The sequence below is a fragment of the Flavobacterium gossypii genome, assembly GCF_014138495.1.
Lineage (GTDB): Bacteria > Bacteroidota > Bacteroidia > Flavobacteriales > Flavobacteriaceae > Flavobacterium > Flavobacterium endophyticum.
Genome location: NZ_JACJIS010000001.1, coordinates 1,963,969 through 1,984,172, shown reverse-complemented (window position 1 = coordinate 1,984,172; position 20,204 = coordinate 1,963,969). Strand labels below are relative to the sequence as shown.

Below are 20,204 nucleotides of genomic sequence, written 5' to 3'. Positions count from 1 at the left end.
AAAACTTCGTAATGTAAAGTTAATAGATTGAAAAAGTTTATGGTTTGATAGAGGAAATTGGGTTTGTGAATTTTGCCGATTTAGATAGCAGTTACAGTTCGTTTTTTTGGATCAAATTAATCTTCAGCGAAGCGTACTGTACTAATAAATTATTTTTCAAGAAATCGTATTCTGAAGAAAGCAATTGGTTTTTTACTGAAGTATAAATCACCGCATCAACTTTTCCGCTGGTGAATTTTGCCTGTGTTGTTCTAAATGATTCTTTGGCATATTTCAACGTATTCTGCAGGTTTGAAGCCAATTGCAGGTATTGTTTTTTTCGGGTGGTCTCTAGTTCGACTTGCTGTTTGATCTTGATTTTTTCTTGTTCAGAAATCAACTTTACTTTTTCTGCTTCAATTTTAAAAGCGGTAATCTGTCTGTTTTTGCGGAATCCTGTGAATACGGGAACATTGAGCCTAAGCCCTACTTCATGGTTTTTATTGTCATCAAATTGGGATTTAAAGCTGGGCACAGTACTATTAGGCTGGTTTATGGGTGAGGAATAAAACGTAGAAAGGCTATAAAATCCTGAAATAGAAGGAAGGTTTTCGGATCTAAGAATTGAGATTTCTTTTTTGGAGCTTTTATAGGCTAAATCGGCATATTCGATTTTTGGATTTTTAAAAGGCGATTCGCTTTCGGTCTCCGTTTCTTTAGCAAGATAAACTTCAAAGGTAATGGCTTCGAGGTTTTCTACAGGAAAATTCATCAGCTGAAAAAGCTGCAGTTTTTGAGTTTCAAATAATTGTTGTGCTTCAAGCAAGCGTTTTTCATCTTGAGAAAAGCTCAATTGGATGTCATACAAATCACTTTCTGGCTTATTGCCAATTTCTACTTCTTTCTTGATTCGGTCTAAGTTGAAAGTCGTATTTTGAATCTGCTCTTTTTGGATTTTGACTAATTCCTGCGAAAACAAGGCATCAAAGTATTTTTCTAGAAGCTGCAGCTTGTATTCATATTCGATTACTTCTTTGTCTGCTTTGGCCAATTCAATATTTATCTTATTTCTTTGGGCAACGGCTAAGTTTCCAAAATTTAAAAGACTTATGTCTGCTCCAAGATTCAAGTTATCGTATTGGATATCAGAACTCACCCTATTATTGGTGCTCGGATCAATAGTAGAACCAAAATTATAGTTGTGATTGCCCGTTAAGTTTACCGTTGGAAATAATTCCAAGAGCGGATGCGTATAAAGCTTCTTGGCTTTGTTGATTTCGAGCTGTTTGATTTTTATATCGATGTTGTTTTCTAAAGCGATAGCAAAACACTTTTGCAATGACCAAGAATTTTCTTGGCCATTAACAAAAATGCTCGAAGTAATTAGGAGCAAGCTCAAAATTAGTCTCTTATTCATATTTTAAATATTTTAAAACATTGACTCTTGTGGCTTGATACGCTCTTGACAATACGACTAGCAGCATCAAACATAGAAGAGCAATAAAACCAATTATAAAAGGAACAACAGAAATATCAATACGGTAGGCAAAGTTCTCCAGCCATTTGTTTAACAGGAAATAAACAGGAAACAGAGCAATCAGGAATCCGATGATACAGAAAAGCACATACTGCTTGGAAAGCTCTTTCAACAGTATTTTTGTTTCTGCTCCTAACGTTTTTCGGATGGCTATTTCCTTCATTCGGCGCTGGATCGAATAGGATGCCAAAGCAAACAAGCCGGAAAGCGCAATGAGTATCACGACAATATTCAGCAATGAAAACAAGTTTCGTTGGTTTACATAAGCTTGATAAGATCTTGCATAGCTTTTGTTTACAAAATCGTATTTGAAAGGGTATTCGGTATCGACTTTCTTGATCCAAAAACTCTCAATTTCCTTGAGGGCACTTTCCATGTGCTGTGCTTCTATTTTTACAAAAACCTTGTTTGCATTTTGAATCATCCAATTGATCGTTTTATAATGGAAAATCGTCATCGGCGGAATTTCATCTTGCGGGCCGCTGATATGAAAATCTTTGGCGACACCCACAATTTTTAATTTTTTGTCATTCCAATTGATTTCTTTCCCAAGAGGGTCCTTTTCTTTCATCAGCCTTATGGCTGTTTCATTGAGGATGATAGAATTTACGGTATCAGATGAAAACGAAGCGGACAAGTCCCTACCTTCTTCTATTTTTATTTTCATCATGTCCAGCATTCCAAAATCAATTGCCATATTTTTTCCTTGAACGCCTATGCCTTCGTAATCAAATCCAGAAGAAGCCTGAGCGCCGCTTCCAAAATCAAACGACCCGATAGAAACTTGCTGTACTCCTTTTATCTTTAATAATTCTTGTCGGATCGTTTCATAACGACGTACTATATTTTCCAGATAGCCTTTTTCGCGATAATCATACGGGTTTCTATAGCTCACCTGCACGACCTGATCTCCTTGGAATCCTAAATCTTTAGAATTCATATAGGAAACCTGCTGATAAACAATATAGGAGCCGACAATAAAGAAAGAAGCGATTGCAAATTGCAGGATAAGCATTCCGTTTCTAAGCCAGATTCCGTTTTTGCTTCTTCCAAAATTGCCTTTCAAAACTTTTAAAGTTTCAAAGTTTGACACGTATAGCGCTGGGAAAATGCCTGCGAGTACTACTACCAATCCAAATATCAATAGGATCTGAAGGTAAAACTGTCCGCTATGAATAAGCAGGTCTTTTCCTAAAAACTCATTATAATACGGCAATGAAAGTTCTACGATTACCAGCGAAATCAGTATAGAAAAACCGGCCGTCAGTATCGTTTCAAAAATAAACTGCTTCACAATGTTGCTTCTGGAGGCTCCTACTATTTTCCGAACACCGACTTCTTTGGCTCTTTTGATTGCATTTGCGGTCGCCAGGTTTACATAGTTTACAATAGAAAGCGTCAAAATTAAAAGAGACAGTCCCATCATGATTAGCAAAAACTGGTAATTCCCTCTTCCTTCTGCGTAATTTTCTACAACGGAATGAAGTCTTGCCTTTGTTAAGGGTTCTAGGATAATTTTAGAGCCATGATCGCCATTCTTTTTTCGCCATTCTTCAGGACTTAAGCCTTCTTGCTTGGCCCATTTCAGGTCTCTGTTTTCATAAAGCAGTCTTTCTAATTTTAACTGTACAGATTTCGTCTGTTCTGGGTCTTTTAATTTCAGCATCAACGCGTAATTAAAATTTCCCCATTGTGTTCTGTCTCCCTCTAGCCTGCTATCGATTGTACTGATGACAACGTCTGGAGCCATAGAAGATCTGCCTTGAATCTTATAAACTCCTCTTACCACAAACTTCTTGTCAGAACAAGCCACTTCTTTTCCTATTGGGTCTTCATTTCCGAATAATTTATGGGCCGTCTCTTCAGACAAAACAATGCTGCCTTTATCTGGCAAGGCATTTTTTGCACTGCCTTTTATAAATTCAAAGGGAAAGAATTCGAAAAAGTTTTTCTGAGCATCGGTAATTTTCAGGATTTCCTTTTTGTTCTTATAGCGAACGATATCTTCTGTATATTCATTATCAAAATAGCAATAGGATTCTAGTTCATCATAATTTTTAAGGTAAGGTTCATAACCTGCAACGTTGGTAGACCACATCATGTCTTCGCCAAGGTTAGAAATAGAAAGGAATATTCTTTCTTTATCAGGATTCCAATCGTTATAGGAATGTTCATCATTCCAATAGAGAATGGCAAAAATCAAACCTGCGATTCCCATACTTAGTCCCAAGACATTTAAAGTCGTGAAAATCTTATTGTCTTTAATTTGATAGAAAAATATTTTTAGCCAGTTTTTCAGCATTTTATACTTTTTTAAATTAGTTAACTCTATTATTGGGTCTTGAGATTATTCGTATTTCAAATATTTCAAGACATGGATTCGTGTTGCCTGATAGGCCCTTGAAATCACCACAGTCAGCGTAAGCAGCATTAACAAAAAGAAGCCTATTACAAAAGGAAGCAAGGAAATATTAATCCTGTAGGCAAAATTCTCCAGCCAGCCGTTTAACAAATAATAGACTGGGAAAAGCGCAATCAAAAAGCCAATGATGCAGAAAACTACATATTGCCTAGATAGCGTGGACAATAATGTTTTTGTATCAGCTCCTAATGTTTTTCTGATGGCAATTTCTTTCATCCGGCTTTGAATCGAATAAGAAGCCAGTGCAAACAATCCGAAAAGAGCAATAAGGATAACTACCAGATTTAATAGCGAAAACAAATTTCGCTGGCTGATATAGCCTTCATAAGTGCGTGCAAAATTTTTATCTACAAAATCATAAGAGAACGGGTATTTGGCATCCACTTTTGCCGTCCAAAACCGTTCTATTGCGGCTATGGTTTCTTCCATGTTTTCAGGAGCAATTTTTATATACATCCTGCTTAAAAAATTACTTTCCGAAATGGTTTTCATGTGATAGATTAGTATCGGAGGAATCTTTCGCTGGGGTCCATAAGTATTGAAATCTTCTACAATACCGACAATCTTCAGGGTTCGTATGCCAGGATTATCGCCCTCATCTTCAAAGCGAAATTCTTTTCCGATAGGATCTTTTTCGCCCATCATTTCGGCAGTAGCCCTATTGATAAGCACTGAACTGATCGTGTCTGAAGCATAGGCCGGTGAAAGATTTCTCCCTTCTGCTATTTTGATTTGCATCATATCCAGCATTCCAAATTGCATCGACATGTTTTCTATTTCGACATCTTTGCCTTTGTAGTCAAAAACGGTCGTAAAATAGCCTCCGCCTCCAAAAGAAAAATTACCAGATGAGACCTCTTTTACTCCTTTTATTTTCAATAATTCGTTATGAATCATTTCGTAAGTATCTTCCTTTCTTATTTCATTGAGATTGATATCCAAGACCTGGCTGCCATTAAAACCTAAATCCTTATCCATCATGAAATTTACCTGCTGGTGGACGATATAGGAGCCAACGATAAAAAAAGAGGCAATCGCAAATTGGAAAATCAGCATGCCGTTTCTGAGCCAGGTTCCTTTTTTGCTTCGACTGAAATTTCCTTTCAGCACTTTCAGCACATCAAAATTGGCGATATAGAGCGCTGGAAAAATGCCTGCAAAAACAACCGTGATTACAAAAACCAAAAACAACTGAAGGTAAAACTGGCCGCTGTGCATCGCCATGTTTTTTGACAAAAATTCGTTGTAATAAGGCAATAAAAGTTCTACAATCACCAAGGCAAAAAGTATTGAGAATACTGTGATAATTACAGTTTCAAATAAAAACTGCCTCACGATTTGTGCTTTTGTTGCGCCAATAATTTTGCGAACACCGACTTCTTTTGCACGTCTGATTGCATTTGCGGTCGCCAGATTCACATAATTTACGATGGAAAGCACCAAGATCAAGATTGATAATCCTAGCATAATCAGCAGAAATTGGTAGTTGCCGTTTCCTTCTGGATAACCATTGCTGACTTTGGAATGCAGTCGGGCCGTTTTTAGCTGTTCTAGATACGGAATATCCACTCCATAATTTTTGAGGAAAGCCTCTACCGAAATCCCTTTTGCTTTAGCGTTGCCCTTGGCCTGCTTGTCAATATAAATTTGATAAATCTGTTTTTCGACAGCTTCTTTGGCCGATGGGTCTTTTAATTTTACGACTAAAAAACTCGTATGGCTTCCCCAATTATCGGCATTCCTTTTAATTTCTTCTTCGTATTCTTCTCGTAAGACAGCTGTCGGTTCTACTGAGGATTTCCCAGTAATTCGATATACGCCTCCGACAACGCAATTTTTTTCGCCTACTTTTATCAGTTCGCCCATTGGGTCTTCATCGCCGAATATTCGTTGGGCCGTTTCTTCAGAAATCGCAACATTGTTTTTTTCTTTCAGGGCTGTTTTTACGTTTCCTTTTATAAATTGGAAAGGAAAAAAAGAGAAAAAATTGCCTTCTGATCTTAAGATTTTCTTTACTAATTCTGTCTTGCCTTTGTATTCGATAAGCGCTCCATTATAACCTGGATTAAAATGGCAGTATTCTTCTACTTCGGGCGAAATCTGTTTCAAACGTGCACCTAGAGGCATCACATTGTACGCTAAAAATCCTGATCGTGGCTGATTATTTACCACCTGAAAGACGTTTTCTTTTTCAGAATTCCAGCTATTATAAGACTGTTCATCATTCCAATACAGAATGGAGAATATCAAACCAGCAATGGCTATGCTCAATCCCAAAATGTTCAGGATCGTGAAGAATTTGTTCTTCTTGATTTGGTACAAAAATATTTTTAGCCAGTTTGTCAGCATAAGATTGTTATTTGAGATTCATAGATTAAATCCAGCATTAGGTATCAAGATGGTTCTTCTTGATACCTCTGCTTTCAATTCTTATTGACAAACTATGCTAAAACATTCACGTTTCTGCTGTTCAATTTCTCTGAAAGTATGATTCCGTCTTTCATAAAGATGGTCTTTTGAGAAAAAGAAGCATCATAATCGGAGTGGGTCACCATTAAAATAGTGGCACCGTTGGCATGAAGGTCGGTCAAAAGCTCCATTACTTCGTTTCCGTTTTTACTGTCCAAGTTGCCTGTAGGCTCATCGGCAAGAATAATTTTTGGATCGTTGATCAAAGCTCTTGCGACCGCAACCCTTTGCTGTTGTCCGCCTGAAAGCTGTTGCGGAAAATGCCTCAATCGGTGAGAAATCGCCAATCGTTCTGCCATAGCCTCAACTTTTTTCTTTCTTTCGGAAGCACCTACATTGTTATAAATCAGAGGCAGTTCGATATTGTCATAGACCGAAAGCTCATCGATTAGATTAAAGTTTTGAAAAACAAAACCGATGTTCTGTTTCCTTATTTTTGATTTTTCGCTTTCTTTTAGGCCTTTGATTTCTTGCCCCAGCAACTTATAGCTTCCTGAAGAAACATCATCTAAAAGTCCGACGATATTCAACAATGTTGATTTCCCGCAGCCGGATGCTCCCATAATGGTTACAAACTCGCCTTGTTTTACTTCTAGTGAAATTTCGTTCAGCGCTTTAGTTTCTACTTCTTCTGTTCTGAAAACTTTTGAAAGATTTTGAATTTTGATCATGATTTGATTTTTTTAATGATTATTCGTTTTTTGATTGATGATTGACGATGATTATTTTTCGATCCATTGGCAGAAATAAGAGCCGCCGGTCTGTTTTCCTATAAATTTGATTCTGTATTCTTGGTACTTTTGAAACGAAACTTCTGTCTCGCTTTTGACATCTTCTGAAAATGTCTTTTGAAAAAGTACTTTGTCTTGACTGTCGGCAACAACCATTTCTAACTCGCCTTTGCCTACTTTGATTTCGTATTTCAATACAACAGCAATATCTTTCGAAGTATTGATCTTGACGAAGGTCTCTCCGTCATATTCGGTATATTTTGCTTTTGTAAAAGACCTCCCGTTTTCGTTTCTCCACTTTTTGTCCTTGACAGGCTGTGTGAAATGTGTTCCGTGAGCTTCAATGTGTGCATTCTTGACGTCTGATTGGGCAAAAAGACTAAATGAACTCAATATCAGGAATGCTATTAGTAATAAAAATTTTTGCATGATTATTTAAAATTTAAAATTTCTATGTCTTTATAATCTTTATAGGACGATGTCACTACTTTGTCGCCTTGTTTCAGGCCACCCAAAACTTCATAATACAAAGGATTTTCTCTTCCTAATTTGATTTCTTTTCGTACAGCTTTGTCGCCGTCTACTACAAAAATCCATTTTCCTGATGTGTCTTCATAAAAACTTCCTTTTGACAGTACCATGCTTTTCGACTTTTCAGAAAGCATCAATCGTACTCCAAAACTCAAGCCTTGCCTTAAGTCTAATTTTTCTGTGCTCAAGAAATTAAGCTCTACTTGAAACCTTCCGCTTTTTACTTCTGGAATTACCTTCGAAACAACCACTTGAATAGTTTCTCCCTTGTATTCAATCTCTGCTTTTTGGCCTACTGAAACCTTTTCAAGATAGAATTCATCGACATCTGCTAATAATTTATAACCTTTCATCACGTCTATTTTTCCGATGCTTTCTCCAGCCTGATAATTTTTACCTAAGACAGGTTCAAAAGAGGAAAGTCTTCCCGACAATGGTGCAGTAACCAAAAAATTCTTTTTGTTGGTTCTTAAAATCTCTAAACTTTTCTGCATGATTGCCTGCGATTGGTTGATTTGGGATATCTGTATTTTATTGGCTTGTTTTTCTTTTTGTATGCTTTGCTGGATTATATTTTTTCGTTCTTTTTGGAATCTGAAATTTTCCTGCGTCTTCTCCCATTCGTTTTTTGAAAGGATCTGTTCCTTGAATAACTTCTCGTTTAGTTCATACAGGCTCTTGGCATCCAGATAATCATGCTCAATAGCAACTAAATCTTTTGCCAGATTCAGTTCCTGATTTCTTAAATCCAGCTTTACCTTATTAAGATTGTTGATTTGTTCGATCATCGACGTTTCTTGAGTCATATAACCTAGTTCTGTGTTCGGATTATACAATCTTGCTAGCGGCTGTCCTTTTTCGACGAAGTCTCCGTTGCCAACAAAAATTTCTTGGATCGATCCGCCTTCAATAACATTCAAGAGCATCGAATTTAAAGGTTCTACTTTCGCTTGAAAAACAATGAAATCTTCAAAATAATCATTTTCCACAGTTTTGATTGTAACTTCCGCCTTTTTTACATCCAATCCTCTTTTTTTAGTGACTGATGAAAATACAACATAAGCCGCCAATAAAAAAAGAGGCAAACCAATTAACAGGTATTTATTTTTTCTATTTTTACGAGGAACGATAGTGTCCATATTAAATTATTTGTGATACTATATAGTAATTTTGTGCCACGATTTTAAAAACTACAAGACCCTATATTTCAGCACTTTTTATTTTTAGATAAAACCATAAGTGTCCGAAAATGAACAGTATTTGTCCAAAAGCGAACAGTCGATGAAAAAAACGCAAGCTACTATTTTAGTAATTGATGACCAGGAAGACATTTTATTTGCTTCTAAAATGGTCTTGAAGAAACATTTTGAGACGATTCATACCTTAAACAATCCGAAAAACATACTCGATACTTTGTCGGGAAACCAGATTGACGTGGTTCTTTTGGACATGAATTACAGGATTGGATTTGAAGACGGACGTGAAGGAATTTATCTTCTGAAAGAAATAAAAACATTTTCGCCCCAAACTTCCGTAATCTTGATGACAGCTTTCGGAAAAGTAGAAACTGCCGTTGAAGGGCTAAAAGCCGGGGCACTCGATTATATCTTAAAACCTTGGGATAATGAAAAGCTGTTGGCCGTCGTAAAAACAGCTGTAGAAGAAAGCAGGAAGGAAAAGAAGAAAGCCTCGAAAGCGCCAAAAAAAGAATCTTTTTTTATCGGGAATTCTTCCAGCATACAGAAGGCCTATTCCTTAGCAGAAAAAGTAGCCAAAACCGACGCGAACGTATTGATTTTAGGTGAAAACGGAACTGGAAAATATGTACTCGCAAATTACATCCACCAAAATTCTAACCGAAATGCTCAGCCTTTTGTTCATGTCGATTTGGGTTCGCTGAACGACAATATTTTTGAAAGCGAGCTTTTTGGCTATGCCAAAGGTGCTTTTACGGATGCTAAAAACGATACGCCTGGAAGGTTCGAGTTAGCGCAAAACGGAACTATTTTTTTGGATGAGATTGGAAATGTTCCTTTGCACCTGCAGGCAAAATTATTGCAGGTCATACAAAACAAATCAGTAACAAGATTAGGAGAAGCAAAGCCAAGGCAATTAGATGTCCGAATCATTACGGCAACCAACATCGACCTAAAACAGGAAGTCAATCACAAGAATTTCAGGGAAGATTTGTATTACAGGATCAACACTATGGAAATCCTACTGCCGCCTTTACGAGAACAACGACAAGATATTATACCGATGGCGGAGTTTTTATTGGATCGGATCATCGAAAAATACAATCGTGAAGAAATTGTCTTTGACAATAATGCTTTGGCACAGATGGAAAAACATTCTTGGAACGGAAACATACGCGAGATGGAAAACAGGATCGAGCGTGCCGTGATTCTATGTGAAAACAATACCATTACAGTTTCTGACCTTGACTTGGACACAATCTCAAAAGCAGAAAATAATGACGACCTGCAGCTTTCGGATATTGAAAAATCTACCATTGAAAAAGTATTGCAGAAAAACAATTTCAACATCAGCAAATCTGCTGAAGAATTAGGACTTTCAAGAGCTTCTTTATACCGAAGGATGGAGAAATATAAAATTGACAATTAAGATGATTTCAAATAGAAATACGGCATTGCTATTGCGATTCTGCCTTATCTTGGCAGGAACCGCCTTTGGATTTTTCTTGCTTCAAAAGGGCTTGATTTATACTTCCTTTTTTCTGTTTTTCATCATGTTTCTTTTAATACTGGAATTATTTTCAGCCATACGAAGCATGTTTTTGTTTTATGACAAGACAATTCATGCCATACTGAATAACGACTTCGCCGCCGACTTTTCAAAATATGCTTCGTATGACAATTACAAGGTGCTTTTCAGGCTGTACGACAATCTGAAAGCAAAACAGAACGAGCAGGTTTCAAAAGATTTGGTGTATCGTTCCATTCTCAACAACATCGAAACTGGCGTCCTGATTCTGCAGAAAGAAGAAAACAATTGGAACATTTTTCTGATGAATGACTATTTCTCAAAGCATTTTCAGGTTCCGAAAGTTTCAAAATGGCATTACCTAAAAAACCAATTGCCTTCGCTGTGTACGATTATTGAAGAACGTGATTTCGAGGAAATCAAGACTTCCTTACAGATCAGCGTAGACAAACAGGCTGCTCAGACCTTTATACTGCAAGCTTCTAAAACAAAAACTTACGATACGGAATATTATATCATCCTGCTTGACTCTATCCAAAAAGTAATCGAGAAAAAAGAAAAAGAAGCCTGGATCAACCTGATGAAGGTTATATCGCATGAATTGATGAATTCCATCACGCCAATCCGCTCGCTGACGCAAAACCTCAATGAAGTGATGCGCCAAGAAACATTATCAAAAGAGGATTTGGAAGACATTAGGCAGAGCGTCACCACCATACTTCATAGAAGCGACCACCTTCAAAACTTTGTGGAAAGCTACCGCAAGCTGGCCATGCTCCCGACTCCAAATAAAGAATACATTGAACTCAATTCGTTAGTTGAGAGCACATTGCAGGTAATGGAACCTCTTTTCAAAAAAGAGAAAATTACCGTAAAAAATACAATCGAATCAAACAGACGCATCACTGCTGATAAGTTTCAGATGGAACAGGTTCTGATCAACCTGCTTACAAACAGCCTCTATGCTCTTGAAGAAAGAACAGAAAAAAACATAGAGATTGCTTCTGAAGAACGGAACAATCGAATCTTCATCACCATATCCGATTCTGGGAGCGGCATTGATCCTGCCATTGAAGAAAAAATCTTCCTTCCTTTTTTTACCACTCGAAAAGAAGGAGCTGGAATCGGGCTCACGCTTTCAAAAAACATTATTGAGGCTCATGGCGGTTATTTGAGTTTTAGCTCCGTAAACGGCAAAACAAGTTTCACTATCTGCTTATTATAATCCCTGTTATTTTATAAAAAATAACTACAATTATATAACAAAAACAATATTGTCTTATTTTTTAGTATAAATTTGTGTTAATTAACCTAATAATTTATACTTATGAAAAAATTATTCGCAGAGTTTTTTGGAACATTTTGGTTGGTATTTGGCGGTTGTGGCAGCGCATTATTTGCGGCCGGAATTCCAAATTTGGGAATTGGTTTTGCTGGAGTCGCTTTAGCTTTCGGACTTACCGTACTCACGATGGCTTATGCTGTTGGTCATATCTCTGGAGGACATTTTAATCCGGCTGTCTCTTTTGGACTTTGGGCTGGCGGAAGATTTTCTGGAAAAGAGTTGGTGCCTTATATTCTTTCACAAGTAGTAGGAGGAATTGCAGCGGCCGGAGTTTTATATTTGATTGCTTCTGGAAAAGAAGGTTTTGCGATTGACCCGACAAAGGCAGGTGCTTTTGCCGCTAATGGTTTTGGAACCTTATCGCCTGAAGGTTATTCTTTAGAAGCTGCTTTTATTGCAGAGTTCCTTTTGACATTTTTCTTCTTGATAATCATACTTGGAGCTACAGACAGATTTGCTAACGGAAAATTTGCGGGAGTCGCTATTGGATTAGGACTGACCTTGATTCACTTAATCAGTATTCCTATTACAAATACTTCTGTGAATCCAGCGAGATCTACTTCACAAGCTTTATTTGCCGGCGGAGAGTATATCCCTCAGCTTTGGCTGTTTTGGGCCGCTCCTATTTTAGGTGCTTTGTTGGCCGGATTTGCCTATAAATTTCTTTTGCAGAAAAACGATGAATAAGACATAAAAAAGGCGGGAAATTATCCCGCCTTTTTTTATTATCTCAATTCAATTCCTGGATCCCAAAAATGTTTTTCAAAATCCACGACCTGATTATTTTCAACTTCGATGCCTTCATTTTCCAAAAGCTGCTGCATTAGGTTTGTTCCTTCAAAATGGTGCTTTCCAGACAAAAGTCCGTTACGATTTACGACTCTATGTGCCGGAATATCATCTCTTCCATGAGAAGCATTCATCGCCCAGCCTACCATTCTAGCCGAACCTCTAGATGCCAAATAGTTGGCAATAGCTCCATAGGAAGTTACTCGTCCATAAGGAATCTGGCTTGCGACTTCATAAACTCTTTGAAAAAAATTATCTTCTTTCATCATCAAAAGCTTAATTCCTCAGAATCTTGATTAAGTTTATAATGGCAACCAAGCCTGTGACAGAACCTAGAAAATAATTCATGTTTTCCATCATCCAGTTTGTCTTGTGCTCAATTTTCTTGAAGAAAATAATATATAAATAGAAAATAGAAAACGATCCGATTACGACTCCTGTGACAAACATCCAAATCAAGATCGGTGTAAATTCCAGATAACCGTTATTGGCCAAGGTAATGCTGACGAAAACATAATACGGAATCGGGAAAAAATTTAAGGCCGAAAGCAACATCCCTAAGAAAAATCTTCCGACTTTAGTCCTGATCTTGCTGACTTCTTCTTTAAGTTTTGGCTTCTTGGCAATAAAGAAAAAATAAACAGTCAGCAACGTAAATAATCCTAGTCCGATTTCTTGTAGCAAATGGATAATATCAGGCCTGCTGTTTATAAATTTTGCAAAAGCAACAGCAATATACGTCTGGAAGAAAACAATGACAGTGGCACCCAGTGCGAAATAAAAAGCACGTGAACGTCCATCGCGGACACTGATTTTAGCAGCCGTCATGTTTATCAAACCGGGAAGAGCAATTCCAACAGCCGATAGAAAAATTCCCCACAACAGCGCCATCGCAATTGCCATATTACTTTATTTTAAATCTAATATAGGTAATTGCCTTGTTAATTTCCAAATATTGTTTCTCATAAAATGTCTGTATGCTTGTTACTTCCTCCGGACTTCCTTCGTTTTTATACACATTATGATTCGCATACAAAACCTCGTGCCCTTCGCCATGAAGCAATCCGAGCGTATAGCCGTGCATGAATTCGCTATCGGTTTTTAAATTCATTACGCCATCTGGCTTCAATATTTTTTTATATAGTTGCAAGAATTCAGAATTGGTCATCCTATGTTTCGTTCTTTTGTATTTGATCTGCGGATCTGGAAAAGTAATCCAGATTTCATCTACTTCACTGGTTGCAAAAATATGGTCAATCAACTCGATCTGTGTTCTGACAAAAGCTACGTTATGCAGCCCATCTTCTACAGCAGTCTTGGCGCCGCGCCAAAAACGAGCTCCTTTTATATCAATCCCGATAAAATTTTTATTCGGATATTTTTCTGCCAGTCCAACGGAATATTCTCCTTTCCCACAGCCTAATTCCAAAACTAAAGGATTGTCATTCTTAAAAAAAGAAGCATTCCATTTCCCTTTTAATGGAAATTCTCCGCTTACCACTTCTTCTCTAGTTGGCTGAAAAACATTGCCAAATGTGGCGTTTTCCTTAAAACGTTTTAACTTATTTTTACTTCCCACGGCTTAATTTAAAATTTTGGTAAAATTAAGGAAATATATAAGAACTGAATTACTTTTATCTTGCTTAAGATTTAATTAGAGATTTGGAGCTAAAATTCGGGCTTTATGAACCATTGTATCCCGCTCTCCTGCCTAGATCTTTCAGGCATGTAGTGCGGCAAAACGAAACAGTATTGATTATTTTTAAACTTTTAAAAGCAGGACCGAAACGCTATGTCTTCAAAAAAAATATTAGTTGCTCCGCTAAACTGGGGCCTAGGCCATGCCACAAGATGCATTCCTATCATAGAAGCGCTTGAAAATAACGGCTATACACCGATTATAGCATCCGATGGAGTTGCGCTGCAGATGCTCCAAAAAGAATTTCCGCACTTGCAGAGCCTCGAACTTCCGTCTTACCATATAGAATATGCCAAAAATGGGGCTTTCTTTAAATGGAAAATGATCAAGAACTCTCCAAAAATGATCGAAGCCATACTTCAGGAGAAAAAAACAATCCGACAATGGATTGATGAGTATGATATTTCTGGAATTATTTCGGACAACCGACTTGGCGTCTATTCTAAAAAAATACCTTCTGTTTTTATTACTCACCAATTGAACGTACTAACTGGAAATACGACTTGGATTTCTAGCAAAGTACATCAGCGTATCATCAAAAAATTCAGCCAGTGCTGGATTCCAGATGTAGAAACAAAGCCAAATCTTTCGGGTAAGCTTGGCCATCTTGAAAATCCGGAAAGCAACATAAAATACATCGGACCATTAAGTCGCTTGCACAAAAGACCGGTCGATAAAAAATATGATTTGATGGTAATTCTTTCGGGGCCAGAACCGCAACGCGGCATGCTGGAAACGCAATTGACTACCGAAATGGATCTGTTTAAAGGGAAGGTAATTTTTATCAAAGGAAAGATTGAGCCGGAACAAAAAGTCGAGCAGGTCGGCAATGTGACTTATTACAACTTCATGAATACCGAACAGCTGGAAAATACGTTTAACGAAAGCGAAATGGTACTCTGCCGCTCTGGCTATACTACAATAATGGATTTGGCACAGTTGGGCAAGAAGGCTTTCTTTATACCGACTCCAGGCCAATACGAACAAGAATATTTGGCCAAAAAACTAAAGAAAGAAGGATTGGTTCCTTTTGCGAAGCAGGAAGATTTTAAGATTGACAATCTTTTAGAAATCGACTTGTTTAAAGGATTAAAAAACTTTGGGACTGCAATAACTTGGAATAAGTTATTTTGTCTTTTCGAGGGTAAATGAGAATTCTGAGCCTTTTCCTACCGTGCTTTCCACATAGATTTTTTCGTCATGAGCTTCAATAATATGCTTCACGATTGAAAGCCCGAGTCCAGAACCTCCTTCGCTTCGGGCACCGCTTTTGTCTACGCGATAGAAACGTTCAAAAAGTCTTGGGATATGGTGCTTTTCGATTCCTTCGCCATTGTCCATAATTCGGACGATGACTTTATTGTTGACTAGATCTTCCACGCTGACTTCTGTCGTTCCGTCTTCTTTCCCATATTTTATGGAGTTAACGACAAGATTCGTGACAACTTGCTGAATTTTTTCCTTATCGCCATATACAAAAATCGGCTTCAGGTATTTCAAGTCGAACATGAGCATGATATTCTTTTCGGAAGCTTTCATTTCAAGCAAGTCAAAAACATTCTGAATGACTTCTAAAATATCAAACCGGGTGTTGACTAGATTCAATTCTCCCGCTTCTAATTTTGTAATCATGTCCAAATCTTGGACAATATAAATCAGTCTTTCGACTCCTTTTTCAGCTCGCTGCAGGTATTTTTTGCGGATGGTCTTGTCTTTCATGGCACCATCCAGCAATGTTGAAAGATAACCTTGTACAGTAAAAAGCGGCGTTTTTAATTCGTGGGAAACATTTCCGATGAATTCTCTTCGGTATTCTTCACGGACTTTCAGTGTTTCGATTTCAAGTTTTTTGTCGGTAGCAAATTTTTTAACTTGCTTGGTCAGCGTCGCCATATCAGTAGTAATGGGCTGTGACCTAAAATTGGTGGATTCAAGGAGCGAAACATCGTCATAGATTTTTTTCACTCTCCTATAAATAAATCTTTCGACGCGGTATTGCAGTACGAAGAAAGAAAAAATGACGATGCATATTGCAAAAGCAAGGCAGAATTTCCAAGAAAAAGTAAAAAATAGGCTGGTAAGGATTCCCGCCAGTCCGGTCGAGAAAAAAGTAATGTATAGCGATGATTTTACCGCGAACCGGTATGTTTTCTTGAAACTTACGGACATTAATTATACTTCTAATTTATAGCCAACTCCTTTGATTGTCTTGAACAATTCTTCTCCGATTTTTTCTCTTAATTTTCTAATGTGAACATCGATTGTTCTTCCGCCAACAATGACTTCATTGCCCCAAACCTTGTCTAAAATTTCTTCTCTTTTGAAGACCTTTCCAGGTTTTGATGCCAACAAATAGAAAAGTTCGAATTCTTTTCTCGGCAATATGATTTCTTTTCCGTCTTGGATAATCTTGTATTCTTCTCTGTTGATTTCGATACCGCCAACATTCAAGGTTTCAGAGTTTTGTTCTTCTTCTTTTAGTCTTCGCAACAACGATTTTACTTTGCTCACCAACAATTTCGGCTTGATTGGTTTTGAAATATAATCGTCTGCTCCTGCATCCAATCCTGCCACTTGAGAATAATCTTCGCTTCTTGCCGTCAGGAACGTAATGATTACGTTACTCAATTCAGGCAATTTCCTAATATTCTCGCAAGCTTCCATTCCATCCATCTCGGGCATCATAACATCCATGATAATCAGGTGGGGCAATTCCTTTTTTGCTTTCAATATTGCCTCTTTTCCATTGCTTGCCGTTACAATCTGATAGCCTTCTTGCGAAAGATTATAACCTACAATTTCTAGGATATCCTGCTCATCGTCAACCAATAAAATCTTAATGTCTTTCTTTTTCATGTTTGGGAAAAATTATGCGTTTAGCGGTTGTAAATGTAAATATAAAACAAAAGGATTATATGTGTTAACGGTAATTTAATATCGTAACAATTTAGTAAAGTTCTTGAAACTTAATAGTAACAAGTCAGTAACATCATCTTTACAAAACGAGCGTTCCTTTGCGCCAAATTTAAACATCACACAAATGAAAATTAAACTATTATTCATTACTTTATTGCTTAGCACTCTTGGTTTTGCACAAAGCAAAGGTACGATTTCAGGAGTAATTACTGATAAAGATTTGAATAACGAAACGTTGCCTTTCGCAACAGTCACGGTTAAAGGAACTACTACTTCGGCCCAGACAAACATCGACGGAAAATATACTTTAACTGTAAAGCCGGGAAATTATGTCTTGGTTTTTGCTTTTTTAGGGTATGATTCGCAAGAAGAAAGTGTAAGCATCAAAGAAGGAGAAACAAAAACAATAAACAAAGCGCTAAGCTCTGGAAGCGTAACGCTTGAAGACGTTGTGATTGAGTCGGTACAAAGTCGTGAAAAAGAAGCGGCCTTGCTTTTAGAACAGCAAAAAGCAGTAACAATCACTCAAAGCATCGGGGCTCAGGAATTAGCCCGTAAAGGTGTAAGTGATGCCGCAGCTGCAGTAACCAAAGTTACCGGAATTTCTAAGCAAGAAGGAAGCAGCGGTATTTTTGTACGCGGATTGGGTGACAGATATAACAGTACGACTTTAAACGGACTTCCATTACCTTCAAACGAGCCGACAAACAAAAACGTGGCATTGGACTTATTCTCTACAGATGTAATCCAATCGGTAGGAGTTAGCAAAACCTATTATACAGATTCTTATGGAGATGTTGGCGGTGCGAACATCAACATCGTTTCAAAGGAACACAACGGAAAAGGAAAATTAAATATTGAAATTGGAAGCGGCTTAAACAACAATGCATTCAATTCTAATTTTAAGGTTGCCGATGGAATTGAAAAAACTGGTTTTTATAATGTAAGAAAACCGAACAACATCAATGCATACCAATTCCAAAACAAATGGGTTCCGAATTCAGAAAATCATCCTGCTGATATAAACTTTGGAATTTCTGGAGGAACAAGTTTTGATATTGGAGAAGAGAGCAAATTGAGCATTTTTGCAACCGCTTCTTTTGAAAATGGTTATGGCCTTAAAAAAGGATCTCAAAAAAACATAGGAAATACCAATGATAACGTAATTGAAGATTTCTATAACGTAAACAAGTTTGAGTATGGCACAAAGACAACCGGAATGGTAAATCTTGCCTACAAGATAAATTCAAACCACAACTTGAAATTAAACAGTGTTTTTGTCAACTCATCTAAAAGCGATGTGAATGAATACGACTTTTTTAATGAAAATGGCACAAACAGTTTCACAAGACAAACTATCACCGAGCAAAATAAATTATTTGTAAACCAGCTTTTAGGAAGAGATGTTCTTACTGAAAGGCTAGAGCTAAACTGGGGCGGATCTTATGGAATGGTAAATTCTGACATGCCAGACAGGATTACAAGTACTTTGCTTGAAGGAGCTAACGGATTTACATTCAACACGAATTCACAATCAACCAATAACCGATATTTCCAATCGCTTGAAGAAAATGAAATTGCGGCAAAAGCTGTTTTTTCATACAAACTTTTCAAAGGTGAAGGCGAAGACTACAAAGGAAAACTTTCTTTTGGATATAATGGAAAAATGAAAACAAGAGATTTTGAAGCAACACAGTTCAACTTCAGAATCAACGGAAGCGTTCCTACAACAGCGAATACAATTGATGATTTCTTGAATGCAGACAATCAGTCTAATTCAACAAACATCAACAATACTTTCAAAATCTTGACTTCAAGAAATGCAGGAAGCCTTAAGCCTTTTACGTATTCAGCAGACTTAGACGTTCATTCTGGATTGGTTAATTTTGAATATTCTCCATCAGAAAAACTGACGTATACTATTGGCGTTAGAGCTGAAAAAGTATTACAAGAAATGGAATGGGATACAAACATCTCATTGCCAAACGTAAATTTCAATGATGCGAAAATCGACGAATTGTACATTCTTCCTGTAGCTACCTTGAAATACAGCTTAAACGACAAACAAAATCTTCGTGCTGCGGTAAGCAAAACATACACATTGCCACAATTTATCGAAAAAGCCCCTTTCAGATTTGAAGTAGTTGGAGAAAGCACCGTAGGTAACGCCTTCTTGAATCCGTCAGACAATTACAATTTTGATATCAAATGGGAAATGTTCCCTAGCAAAGACGAATTGTTTTCTATTACCGGTTTTGGAAAATACATAATCGACCCTATCAGTAAAGCGAGATTGAATTCTGCTTTGAATGACAATACTTTCGTGAATGCTGGTGACAATGCCTTTGTTGTTGGAGCTGAATTTGAAGTCAGAAAAAATATCTGGAACGTTGAAGACAAACAAAACCTGTCAGCTGGTTTCAATTTCACGTATATGTATTCTGAGCAAAAACTAGATTCAGATAAAGTTGCTGCTGAAACAAACAATACGATCAGTGTTAGCTTTAACGATACAAAAGACGGACTGCAAGGCGCATCTCCTCTTTTGGTAAATGCAGATATTACTTATAGAATTGAAGGCGGCACATTCAAACCGACAATCTCATTGGTTGGAAACTATTTCCATGACAGGATTTACTCTCTAGGAAACATCCAGACGGGAGGAAACGTAATGGAGAAAGGCATCCCGACTCTTAATTTAATTTCAAGTGCTGCTATTGGCGATCGTTTGAACATTAGCTTCAATGTCAAAAACCTTTTAGACAGTAAAATTGAAAGATACCAAGAAAATGCCGAAGGAGATGTTACTACATATTCTTATAAAACAGGCCTTGATTTCAGCTTGGGAATCAAATACAATTTATTCTAAAAAAGAATCTTCATCATAAAAAAAGGCAGTCCTTCTACGGGCTGCCTTTTTTAGTTTAGAATATCTGATTCCCTGAATATTGAGTAACATTAAATTTACAATAACGCCATCTTAAAATAAAGATTAGATAATACTCGCTTAACCAGATTAATAATCCCTCTCGCCATATTTGCACTACTAAATATAAACAACA

16 protein-coding genes are annotated in these 20,204 nt (G+C 37.2%); 5 read left to right on the top strand and 11 right to left on the bottom strand.

Annotation, left to right across the window (positions count from 1 at the left end):
• Nucleotides 1-91: 91 nt before the first annotated feature.
• The 6 genes from GGR22_RS08995 to GGR22_RS08970 form a co-directional block, all read right to left on the bottom strand.
• Nucleotides 92-1,396 carry a TolC family protein gene (locus GGR22_RS08995; RefSeq protein ID WP_182493358.1) on the bottom strand — a complete coding sequence of 435 codons (1,305 nt, stop codon included), beginning with the start codon at nucleotides 1,394-1,396 and terminating at the stop codon, nucleotides 92-94.
• Nucleotides 1,389-3,818 carry an ABC transporter permease gene (locus tag GGR22_RS08990; RefSeq protein ID WP_182493357.1) on the bottom strand — a complete coding sequence of 810 codons (2,430 nt, stop codon included), beginning with the start codon at nucleotides 3,816-3,818 and terminating at the stop codon, nucleotides 1,389-1,391. The genes GGR22_RS08995 and GGR22_RS08990 overlap by 8 nt, the downstream gene beginning before the upstream one ends.
• Nucleotides 3,819-3,863: 45 nt before the next feature.
• Nucleotides 3,864-6,287 carry an ABC transporter permease gene (locus GGR22_RS08985; protein ID WP_182493356.1) on the bottom strand — a complete coding sequence of 808 codons (2,424 nt, stop codon included), beginning with the start codon at nucleotides 6,285-6,287 and terminating at the stop codon, nucleotides 3,864-3,866.
• 92 nt (nucleotides 6,288-6,379) lie between these two features.
• Entirely contained in the window at nucleotides 6,380-7,078 is a 699-nt protein-coding gene (locus GGR22_RS08980; protein ID WP_121375997.1) for an ABC transporter ATP-binding protein, read from the bottom strand.
• Nucleotides 7,079-7,129: 51 nt separating this feature from the next.
• On the bottom strand, nucleotides 7,130-7,567 hold the full coding sequence (locus GGR22_RS08975; RefSeq protein WP_182493355.1) for a hypothetical protein: 438 nt from the start codon (nucleotides 7,565-7,567) through the stop codon (nucleotides 7,130-7,132).
• Nucleotides 7,568-7,569: 2 nt separating this feature from the next.
• Entirely contained in the window at nucleotides 7,570-8,808 is a 1,239-nt protein-coding gene (locus tag GGR22_RS08970; protein WP_182493354.1) for an efflux RND transporter periplasmic adaptor subunit, read from the bottom strand.
• A 142-nt stretch (nucleotides 8,809-8,950) separates the two neighbouring features.
• Between GGR22_RS08970 and GGR22_RS08965 the strand changes: the two genes are divergently transcribed.
• From GGR22_RS08965 to aqpZ, 3 genes are all read left to right on the top strand, one after another.
• Entirely contained in the window at nucleotides 8,951-10,294 is a 1,344-nt protein-coding gene (locus tag GGR22_RS08965; protein ID WP_182493353.1) for a sigma-54-dependent transcriptional regulator, read from the top strand.
• Nucleotide 10,295: 1 nt separating this feature from the next.
• The gene (locus GGR22_RS08960; protein WP_182493352.1) at nucleotides 10,296-11,618 is read left to right on the top strand and encodes a sensor histidine kinase; all 1,323 of its coding nucleotides are present in this window, start codon (nucleotides 10,296-10,298) and stop codon (nucleotides 11,616-11,618) included.
• Nucleotides 11,619-11,720: 102 nt separating this feature from the next.
• Nucleotides 11,721-12,425 (top strand): aquaporin Z, encoded by a 705-nt coding sequence (gene aqpZ, locus GGR22_RS08955; RefSeq protein ID WP_121375994.1) that lies wholly within the window; start codon nucleotides 11,721-11,723, stop codon nucleotides 12,423-12,425.
• 38 nt (nucleotides 12,426-12,463) lie between these two features.
• Here the strand turns inward: aqpZ and GGR22_RS08950 are convergent, their stop codons facing one another.
• From GGR22_RS08950 to trmB, 3 genes are read right to left on the bottom strand one after another with little or no spacing between them, the layout of a single operon-like run.
• On the bottom strand, nucleotides 12,464-12,793 hold the full coding sequence (locus tag GGR22_RS08950) for an MGMT family protein (RefSeq protein WP_182493533.1): 330 nt from the start codon (nucleotides 12,791-12,793) through the stop codon (nucleotides 12,464-12,466).
• A gap of 10 nt (nucleotides 12,794-12,803) precedes the next feature.
• Nucleotides 12,804-13,430, bottom strand: a complete 627-nt coding sequence (locus tag GGR22_RS08945; protein ID WP_182493351.1) for a LysE family transporter — start codon at nucleotides 13,428-13,430, stop codon at nucleotides 12,804-12,806.
• Between the two features lies 1 nt (nucleotide 13,431).
• The gene (gene trmB, locus GGR22_RS08940; RefSeq protein WP_182493350.1) at nucleotides 13,432-14,106 is read right to left on the bottom strand and encodes a tRNA (guanosine(46)-N7)-methyltransferase TrmB; all 675 of its coding nucleotides are present in this window, start codon (nucleotides 14,104-14,106) and stop codon (nucleotides 13,432-13,434) included.
• A gap of 213 nt (nucleotides 14,107-14,319) precedes the next feature.
• On the opposite strand from trmB, the gene GGR22_RS08935 reads away from it, so the two are divergent.
• Nucleotides 14,320-15,378, top strand: coding sequence for a glycosyltransferase (locus tag GGR22_RS08935; RefSeq protein WP_121375990.1), 1,059 nt, complete (start codon nucleotides 14,320-14,322; stop codon nucleotides 15,376-15,378).
• Here GGR22_RS08935 and GGR22_RS08930 read toward each other — a convergent pair.
• Nucleotides 15,352-16,395: a sensor histidine kinase gene (locus tag GGR22_RS08930; protein ID WP_182493349.1), complete on the bottom strand. Its 1,044-nt coding sequence runs from the start codon at nucleotides 16,393-16,395 to the stop codon at nucleotides 15,352-15,354. The genes GGR22_RS08935 and GGR22_RS08930 overlap by 27 nt on opposite strands.
• Before the next feature lie 3 nt (nucleotides 16,396-16,398).
• Complete coding sequence (locus tag GGR22_RS08925) at nucleotides 16,399-17,082, bottom strand: response regulator transcription factor (RefSeq protein ID WP_121375988.1); 684 nt, start codon at nucleotides 17,080-17,082, stop codon at nucleotides 16,399-16,401.
• A gap of 184 nt (nucleotides 17,083-17,266) precedes the next feature.
• Between GGR22_RS08925 and GGR22_RS08920 the strand changes: the two genes are divergently transcribed.
• Complete coding sequence (locus GGR22_RS08920) at nucleotides 17,267-20,011, top strand: TonB-dependent receptor (protein WP_121375987.1); 2,745 nt, start codon at nucleotides 17,267-17,269, stop codon at nucleotides 20,009-20,011.
• Nucleotides 20,012-20,204: the final 193 nt, after the last annotated feature.

What these genes read in the sequence shown, in the direction of transcription:
- GGR22_RS08995 (WP_182493358.1), bottom strand. Translation starts at nt 1,396, where the DNA reads ATGAATAAGAGACTAATTTTGAGCTTGCTCCTAATTACTTCGAGCATT.
- GGR22_RS08990 (WP_182493357.1), bottom strand. Translation starts at nt 3,818, where the DNA reads ATGCTGAAAAACTGGCTAAAAATATTTTTCTATCAAATTAAAGACAAT.
- GGR22_RS08985 (WP_182493356.1), bottom strand. Translation starts at nt 6,287, where the DNA reads ATGCTGACAAACTGGCTAAAAATATTTTTGTACCAAATCAAGAAGAAC.
- GGR22_RS08980 (WP_121375997.1), bottom strand. Translation starts at nt 7,078, where the DNA reads ATGATCAAAATTCAAAATCTTTCAAAAGTTTTCAGAACAGAAGAAGTA.
- GGR22_RS08975 (WP_182493355.1), bottom strand. Translation starts at nt 7,567, where the DNA reads ATGCAAAAATTTTTATTACTAATAGCATTCCTGATATTGAGTTCATTT.
- GGR22_RS08970 (WP_182493354.1), bottom strand. Translation starts at nt 8,808, where the DNA reads ATGGACACTATCGTTCCTCGTAAAAATAGAAAAAATAAATACCTGTTA.
- GGR22_RS08965 (WP_182493353.1), top strand. Translation starts at nt 8,951, where the DNA reads ATGAAAAAAACGCAAGCTACTATTTTAGTAATTGATGACCAGGAAGAC.
- GGR22_RS08960 (WP_182493352.1), top strand. Translation starts at nt 10,296, where the DNA reads ATGATTTCAAATAGAAATACGGCATTGCTATTGCGATTCTGCCTTATC.
- aqpZ (WP_121375994.1), top strand. Translation starts at nt 11,721, where the DNA reads ATGAAAAAATTATTCGCAGAGTTTTTTGGAACATTTTGGTTGGTATTT.
- GGR22_RS08950 (WP_182493533.1), bottom strand. Translation starts at nt 12,793, where the DNA reads ATGAAAGAAGATAATTTTTTTCAAAGAGTTTATGAAGTCGCAAGCCAG.
- GGR22_RS08945 (WP_182493351.1), bottom strand. Translation starts at nt 13,430, where the DNA reads ATGGCAATTGCGATGGCGCTGTTGTGGGGAATTTTTCTATCGGCTGTT.
- GGR22_RS08935 (WP_121375990.1), top strand. Translation starts at nt 14,320, where the DNA reads ATGTCTTCAAAAAAAATATTAGTTGCTCCGCTAAACTGGGGCCTAGGC.
- GGR22_RS08930 (WP_182493349.1), bottom strand. Translation starts at nt 16,395, where the DNA reads ATGTCCGTAAGTTTCAAGAAAACATACCGGTTCGCGGTAAAATCATCG.
- GGR22_RS08925 (WP_121375988.1), bottom strand. Translation starts at nt 17,082, where the DNA reads ATGAAAAAGAAAGACATTAAGATTTTATTGGTTGACGATGAGCAGGAT.
- GGR22_RS08920 (WP_121375987.1), top strand. Translation starts at nt 17,267, where the DNA reads ATGAAAATTAAACTATTATTCATTACTTTATTGCTTAGCACTCTTGGT.